Source organism: Sulfurimonas sp., from assembly GCF_028694895.1.
Classification (GTDB): domain Bacteria; phylum Campylobacterota; class Campylobacteria; order Campylobacterales; family Sulfurimonadaceae; genus Sulfurimonas.
This window is the reverse complement of the sequence record NZ_JAQVKA010000087.1, coordinates 1-5,865: the sequence shown is the minus strand read 5'-3', so window position 1 is coordinate 5,865 and position 5,865 is coordinate 1. Positions and strand designations below refer to the sequence as shown.

10 protein-coding genes and 1 pseudogene are annotated in these 5,865 nt (G+C 33.2%); 5 read left to right on the top strand and 6 right to left on the bottom strand.

The genetic code is table 11. From position 1 onward, the window contains the following. The 5 genes and pseudogenes from PHI38_RS08470 to PHI38_RS08450 form a co-directional block, all read left to right on the top strand. Positions 1-380: pseudogene (locus PHI38_RS08470) on the top strand (DNA-binding protein); the annotation flags it as partial. Position 381: 1 nt separating this feature from the next. After that, a complete protein-coding gene (locus PHI38_RS08465; protein ID WP_299855047.1) occupies positions 382-588 on the top strand; it encodes a hypothetical protein in 207 nt (68 codons plus the stop codon). Positions 589-597: 9 nt separating this feature from the next. Continuing rightward, complete coding sequence (locus tag PHI38_RS08460) at positions 598-1,287, top strand: lysophospholipid acyltransferase family protein (protein WP_299855045.1); 690 nt, start codon at positions 598-600, stop codon at positions 1,285-1,287. A 53-nt stretch (positions 1,288-1,340) separates the two neighbouring features. Beyond that, positions 1,341-1,643 (top strand): chorismate mutase, encoded by a 303-nt coding sequence (locus PHI38_RS08455; protein ID WP_299855042.1) that lies wholly within the window; start codon positions 1,341-1,343, stop codon positions 1,641-1,643. Positions 1,644-1,650: 7 nt separating this feature from the next. Further along, on the top strand, positions 1,651-2,388 hold the full coding sequence (locus tag PHI38_RS08450) for a rhodanese-like domain-containing protein (RefSeq protein ID WP_299855039.1): 738 nt from the start codon (positions 1,651-1,653) through the stop codon (positions 2,386-2,388). Between the two features lie 33 nt (positions 2,389-2,421). Here PHI38_RS08450 and infA read toward each other — a convergent pair whose 3' ends face one another. From infA to rplR, 6 genes are read right to left on the bottom strand one after another with little or no spacing between them, the layout of a single operon-like run. Then, entirely contained in the window at positions 2,422-2,640 is a 219-nt protein-coding gene (infA, locus tag PHI38_RS08445; RefSeq protein WP_008338996.1) for a translation initiation factor IF-1, read from the bottom strand. Positions 2,641-2,656: 16 nt separating this feature from the next. Continuing rightward, positions 2,657-3,415 (bottom strand): type I methionyl aminopeptidase, encoded by a 759-nt coding sequence (gene map, locus PHI38_RS08440; RefSeq protein WP_299855037.1) that lies wholly within the window; start codon positions 3,413-3,415, stop codon positions 2,657-2,659. A 3-nt stretch (positions 3,416-3,418) separates the two neighbouring features. Then, positions 3,419-4,681: a preprotein translocase subunit SecY gene (secY, locus tag PHI38_RS08435; RefSeq protein WP_277059613.1), complete on the bottom strand. Its 1,263-nt coding sequence runs from the start codon at positions 4,679-4,681 to the stop codon at positions 3,419-3,421. A 2-nt stretch (positions 4,682-4,683) separates the two neighbouring features. Further along, positions 4,684-5,082 (bottom strand): 50S ribosomal protein L15, encoded by a 399-nt coding sequence (gene rplO / locus PHI38_RS08430; RefSeq protein WP_299855029.1) that lies wholly within the window; start codon positions 5,080-5,082, stop codon positions 4,684-4,686. A gap of 2 nt (positions 5,083-5,084) precedes the next feature. After that, on the bottom strand, positions 5,085-5,525 hold the full coding sequence (rpsE, locus tag PHI38_RS08425) for a 30S ribosomal protein S5 (RefSeq protein ID WP_011371939.1): 441 nt from the start codon (positions 5,523-5,525) through the stop codon (positions 5,085-5,087). A gap of 8 nt (positions 5,526-5,533) precedes the next feature. Then, on the bottom strand, positions 5,534-5,863 hold the full coding sequence (gene rplR, locus PHI38_RS08420) for a 50S ribosomal protein L18 (protein ID WP_299855026.1): 330 nt from the start codon (positions 5,861-5,863) through the stop codon (positions 5,534-5,536). Positions 5,864-5,865: the final 2 nt, after the last annotated feature.

The window sequence follows — 5,865 nt, the reverse complement described above, 5'->3', positions numbered from 1 at the left end:
TCATCATTGCAAAGACCCCACTTGGATATAAATGCATAGTAGAAAAGCTATATGAAGGATTAATTTATCATAACGAAATCTTTGAAAAGATAGAGATAGGCGATAAAAAAAGAGCTTTTGTAAAAAACATTAGAAAAGATGGATGTATAGATTTGTCACTTCAGCCGAGTAGCGCAAAGAGAAAAGATGCTTCAGTAGAGAAAGTTCTTGCTCTTTTAAATGCAAATAGCGGGAGCATGCCTTACAACTACAAAAGTGATGCAGAGCTTATAAAGGATGTTTTTGGACTAAGCAAAAAAGAGTTTAAACGCTCTTTGACTGCTCTTGTTGATAGCAACACTATAGAAGTTAGAGAAAACGGCATATATTTGAAGAGTTAAGATGCCAAAAAACAAAAAAAGCATAGAACTACATGAGAGAAAAATATCATTTAAGCTTGAGAACACCTCTTATGAAGTTATAAGATTTTATCCTACAAAAATGACAGTTGATGTTATGGTTTTTGAAAATGGCATAAAAGAGGGAATGAAATCGCTCCCCTTTGCTCATCTGCCAAAAGAGATAAAAAAAATTATAAAGCCAAACTAAGGAGTATCCTTGACACTAAATCAGATAAAAATAGCAATTTATGCCATATTTTTAACAAACTATTATGGATTTAAGCTTAAAGGATTAAAAGATTCAAAAGACAAAAAAAGATTAAGAGTTGATTATGCAAGTAAACTCTTAAATAAGCTAAATATCAAAATAAACATCATTAACAAAGATAAACTTCCACAAAACGGTCAATATCTTCTAGTTTCAAATCACAGAACAATTATTGATCCTCTTATTATTGAGATTGCTACAAAAGATAGTTCTATATTTGGTTATTGGATAGCAAAAAAAGAGCTTTATAACTCACTTTTTTTCGGGATGTTTACTAGAAATGCAGGAACTATTTTACTAGATAGAGAAGCATCCCAAATGAGCGGTTTTTTTAAAGATATAAAAAAGTGCACAAAAGAGGGAAACTCTATTTATATATTTCCAGAGGGAACAAGAAATAAATCAGATGTTTTACTAAATGAGTTCAAAGATGGTTCTGAAATTATCGCAATTAAAAATAGACTTCCTATTTTGCCAGTTTATATACGTTCTAAAGCAGAACAAACTCTTCTAGAAGCTATTAAAGATTCTAAATTTGAGCGCACCATTGATATAGAGATAGGAGACGTAATTGATTACAAAAATAGAGAATTATCGCTTAGAGAGGCTTATAAAAGAGCGTTTAATATAACACAATAATTAAATTATTGTCTCTTTTTAGATAACATACTTTACTACAAATGGAGAAGAAAATGTCAGAAGTAAAAAAATGTAATTCACTACTTGAGATAAGAAGCGAGATAGATAAAATTGATGATTTAATAGTTGAGTTAATCTCTAAGAGAAGCCATCTTGTTCGTCAAGCTGCATCATTTAAAAATAGTATCGAAGAAGTTAAAGCTGATGATAGAGTTGATTATATCTTGCAAAAAGTACGCCATTCTGCTATTAAAGCTGACGTTTCTCCAAATATGATTTCTGATCTTTTTAAGATTATGATAAACGAAATGGTTGAAACAGAAATATCAGAATTTAGAAATACTCAGACGTTTTAAGCAACTTATGAAATTTATACTGATACTACTCTTTGCTATACATGTAACTGCTTATGACGCTTTTATAAAACCAAATCAGCTTCATGAGATTTTACAAAATAAAAATTTAATTCTCTTAGACGCAAGTGAATACTCTCTTTATGAAAAAAGCCATATCTCTAATGCACTTCATGCTGATATTTCTAAATTTACAAAAAATAAATACACAAGACCCTCTACAGACTTTAGCAAAAAAGTAGAAAATGAGATGTGCAAACTCGGCATAAATAAAGACTCACATGTAGTTATCTATTCAAGGACGAATAGTATTGATTATCTTAATGCAACTTATTTGGCATCTACTTTTTTACAACATGGGTTTGAAAATGTTTCTATATTGGATGGTGGATATATGGCATGGGTTTTTAAATATAATAATAACGTTACCTCTAAAGAGTCAAAACCTTTGAGTAATGGAACTTTTAAAGTGACATATAATCCTCAAATTTTAGTTGATGAAGAGTCTCTAAAAGATATTACAGATACAACTTTAGCAAAAAGTCTTAAAGATATTTTTTTTGATGATTTAACCCTAAGAAGTGAGCTTGAGTTAAAAAAACTTTTTTCTAATGAGTTGGCTTTAGAAAAAGAGAGACATAATGCGATATATAGCGATACTTTTTTAACTGCTTGGGCAAATTGGTACATACTATATAAGATGTTTGATTTAAAAAATATGAAAATTTATAAAAGTGTTACAGAGTAGCTAGTTTTAAAAAGAGGCAAAAATGCCTCTTTTTTATTTGTATCTGTAAGTGATACGACCTTTATCTAAAGAGTATGGTGTTAGTTCGAGTTTTACTTTATCACCTGGTAATATCTTTATATAGTGCATACGCATTTTTCCTGCAATATGACATAAAATAATATGCCCATTTTCTAACTCAACACGGAATGTTGCATTTGGCAAAGCCTCTATAATCTTGCCATCAACTTCGATAACATCTGATTTAGCCATTTTAATCCTTTTTTTCTCAAGCCAGAGATAAAATTTCAGCTTTACCGTTGATTACTGCAACAGTATGCTCATAGTGTGAACCGCGTAATCCATCGGCACTAACAACATCCCACTTATTCTCTAAAATAAGTGGCTTTGAATCTTTTTGACAAATCATCGGCTCTAAACAAAAAACCATTCCGTTTTTTATTTTTGGACCGCCTTTTGCATCTTTACCCTCTAAATAGTTTGGTATTTCTGGTTCTTCATGAGGTTTTTTACCTATACCATGTCCACAAAAACTATGAAGAGGAACAAAGCCTCTTGAACGAATAGCATTTTCTAAAAGAGCCGAAAGCTCTTTAAATCTCATACCAACTTTTATCACATCTATCGCTTCATAAAGTGAATCTTTAGCACATGCTATTAACTCTTTATCTTTATCACTTACTTCTCCAACTGCTACTGTAATAGCAGCGTCACCAAACCATCCATTAAGTTCAGTCCCAATATCATAACCTATAATATCACCCTCTTGGAGCTTATATTCTGTTGGGATACCGTGAATGATTACATGATTTAGTGATGTACATACTGCGTTTGGAAAGCCATAAAGTCCTTTAAAAGAGGGTCTTGCTCCATGAGATCGGATATAATCCTCTGCCATAGCGTCAAGCTCTTTTAAAGATGTACCAATTTTTGTATTTTGTCTTAGTAGTTCTAACGCACCACCAACAATTTTATTGGCAGCACGGAGTTTTTCAATATCTGCGGGTTGTCTAAGCGCTATGGCCATTATTTACAGACCAACTGCACTTAGTGTCTCATACTTACTCATGTAAATTTGAGCTTCAATTTTTCTCATAGTATCAAGTGCAACTTGAACAACAATTAAAACCGCAGTCCCTCCAAAGAAGAATGGAACTCCCATCCCTTTAATAATCATAAATGGTAGAGTTGCTACTAAACCAAGATATAGAGCACCTGTAAATGTTAAATTACTCGCCGTTGTATTTAAAAATTCAGCAGTTGCATTTCCAGTACGAATACCTGGAATAAAGCCACCCTGTTTTTTTAAATTTTCAGAAATATCTTTTGAGTTAAATGTAATCGAAGCATAGAAAAATGCAAAGAAAACAACAAAAACAAATGTCAAAAAGTTAAAGAAATAACTATTTGGGTTAAGGTGATCAGCAATAGCCATAATCGTTGGATTAGTACTACTTGACATTACAGTCATTGGAAACATTAATATTGCACTAGCAAAAATAACTGGAATTACACCAGCAAGATTTACCTTAATAGGAATGTAGTTCATAACTCTTTTGTTTTGATTTTGTAACATTACTTTTTTAGCATATGTAACTGGAATACGACGCTCACCTAGCTCAACATAGATAATAACTGCAACAGTTCCAAAGATAAGAGCTAAGATAGCAAGTACTGTTATGAAACTCATAGCTCCAGTATTTACCATTGTAAATGTTTGACCAATCGCACTTGGAATTGCCGAGACGATTCCAGCAAAAATAATTAAAGAGATACCATTTCCGATACCACTTTGAGTTATCTGCTCACCAATCCACATAAGTAACATAGTTCCAGCTAGCATTGATACAGCCGAGAGCATTATAAATGTGTTATGGTCTGCTAAGATTGCGCTATTACCATTAGGTCCTGTTAAACTTTGTAGTCCAACACTTATACCTATTGCTTGAATTATTGTAATTACAATAGTTGCATAGCGAATAATTTGCATATACTTTACCATACCATCACGTTCTTTTTTCATTTGACCAAGAGTAGGAAAAGTTGCAGCAAGAAGTTCCATGATAATAGAAGCAGTAATGTAAGGCATAATACCAAGAGCTATAATTGACATTCTCTCAACAGCATTTCCACTAAACATATTAAATAAACCTAGTGCGTCTGATTGATGTGAATCGAAGAATGAAGCAATAACAGCAGCATCAACGCCTGGAACTGGCACGTATGCCAGTAGGCGATAAATAAATAAAAACCCGATAGTAATAAATATCTTATTTACTAGATTTTTATTCACGACTATTTACCTGTTGCAGTAACGTTGTCGTCTTTAATTTTTGATGCTAAATCTTTAGCAGATGCACCAACTAACTTAACTTTAGTAACACCAGCACCTATTTTATGAACGCCACGGATACTTTCCATAGTTATTTCAGCTAATTCTGCAACTGCTTTGATTTTTTCTACATTGATTACATAAGGTTTTACAACACGAGATGTAAATCCAATTTTTGGTAATCTTCTTGCAAGTGGAGTTTGTCCACCCTCAAAGTTTCTTTTTCTTGAACTACCTGAACGAGCAGTTTGACCTTTTCCACCACGAGTAGAAGTCTTACCCATTCCTGAACCACATCCACGGCCAACTCTTTTACGATTTTTAGTTGATCCCTCAGCAGGAGTTAAATTTTCAATACTCATATCTATCCTTTTAAACGACCTAGTGCTTCAACCGTAGCGCGCACTAGTGTACCTGGATTGTTTGAACCAATTGATTTTGTAAGTACGTCTTTTATACCTGCAAGCTCAAGAACAGGACGAACTGCTCCACCTGCAATAACCCCAGTACCCTCAGATGCTGGTTTTAATAAAATACGACTTGCATTATATTTATGTTCAATATCGTGTGCAATTGTAGTACCTTTGATACTAACTTTGCTTAAGTTTTTAAACGCATTATCAACAGCTTTTTTAATAGCATCTGGAACTTCTTTCGCTTTTCCAGCTCCAAAACCGATAGTACCTTTTTTATTACCAACAACTACAAGTGCTGTAAAACGGAAACGACGTCCACCTTTTACAACTTTTGTAACACGTCCTATATTTACAATTGATTCTTCAAAATCTTCTCTATTGATTTCCATTTTAACCCCTAGAACTTAATTTCGTTTGCACGAAGTGCGTCACCAAATGCAGCTATAACACCGTGATATTGGTAACCATTACGATCAAATACAATTTGAGAGATTCCAACTTCTTTAAGTTTTGCAGCAAATGCAGCACCTAGAGCAGCTCCTCCCTCTTTATTTGCTTTGTGACCTGTAGCTTTTGAACTTAATGATGCTAAAGTAGTTGCTGTTGCATCATTAATAGCTTGAACACTCAAATAACGATTTGAACGAAATACAGAAACACGAGGAAGTGAAGCACAACCAGATATTTTTGCGCGAATACGACGCTTACGTTTTAAACGATTAGCGATTT